The following is a 1,108-nucleotide window of genomic DNA, read 5'->3' as shown; positions in this document are numbered from 1 at the left end:
ATATACCAATCTAACTTGAAGATGCCGGTTTCAAAATCTGGAAATTATCATTCAATCGACAAGCGAGTTCACCCGCTTTTTCCCGGAGTGTGACACGAAAAAAGGAGTGAATTGCCTCGCGAAACACTTTCGGTGTGGCGAAGTAGACATTGTTACGCACCTGCTCGTTCATATATTTCCATAATCGCTCTATGGGATTGAGATTAGGACTGTAAGGTGGCAAGTAATGCAACTCAATGTTGAGGATCTCGGCGATATCTTTCACCAAATCGGTACGGTGATAACCCGCCCCATCCAAGATGAGATGAATTTTCTGCGAAAGCGGATAGGTTTCTCGAATGGCACCGAAAAAATACGCCACATTTTCCGCGTTAATGCTCGGATATTCACGAATAATAGTCTCTTCAATACACTGTAAATTAAGGGCGCCCATGATGTTGAGTCGGGTACGGCTGCCTGTAGTTTCAATCATTTTGACGTGCTTTACCCCTGATTTTATCCAGCCATAGCTTAATTTTGTAGACTGTGAGGGATGCACAGCATCAATAAACAGAATCGGCTCATTCTGACCGAATTCGTCTTTCAGGGCGTGGTAGGCCTCAATAAATTGTTGCTGTTTATCCGCATCAAATTTATGAGGAACCCCTTTCGGCTTCTTGTAACTGAACCCTTGACGGTGAAGCCATTTGGTCATCCCGGCCACGGTGAACGAAACCTGCCAGCGTGCCTGGACATAGGCCACAATGTGTGCGGTAGTATGCATCAGATTCACCGTCAAATAATCCACCAGTTCAGCGGTTTGCCGGGCAGACAGATGGCTTTCAGAACCGCCATTTTCAGGGGCGAGTTTTTCCTGACTGAAATAATCTTTCAGATGACGACTGACAGTGCTTTCATGAATACGTAAGGCCTGAGCAATCATCTGAGCAGTCCAGCCCTCGGAAGCCAAAAGAACCGCTTTGATGCGGTCGCGAACGCGTCCATCACGCGTTGTATCATGCATCAGTTCGAGGGCGTGTTTTTGGTCTGGTGTCAGATGAATTTTCATGGTTGCAAGCATGATCTGATTCGGATAAGAAATCAAGCATCTTCAATGATGATTGGTATA

General features: G+C 45.8%; 1 protein-coding gene. It reads right to left on the bottom strand.

The features are described 5' to 3' along the window. Positions 1–10: 10 nt before the first annotated feature. Positions 11–1,048: an IS630 family transposase gene (locus AAC147_RS07020; protein WP_156115446.1), complete on the bottom strand. Its 1,038-nt coding sequence runs from the start codon at positions 1,046–1,048 to the stop codon at positions 11–13. Positions 1,049–1,108: the final 60 nt, after the last annotated feature.

The sequence above is a fragment of the Xenorhabdus sp. NBAII XenSa04 genome, from assembly GCF_963866145.1.
In the GTDB taxonomy this organism is placed as follows: Bacteria; Pseudomonadota; Gammaproteobacteria; order Enterobacterales; family Enterobacteriaceae; genus Xenorhabdus; species Xenorhabdus indica.
Note: the sequence above shows the minus strand (reverse complement) of the source record. Positions and strands in the feature narration are given on the sequence as shown.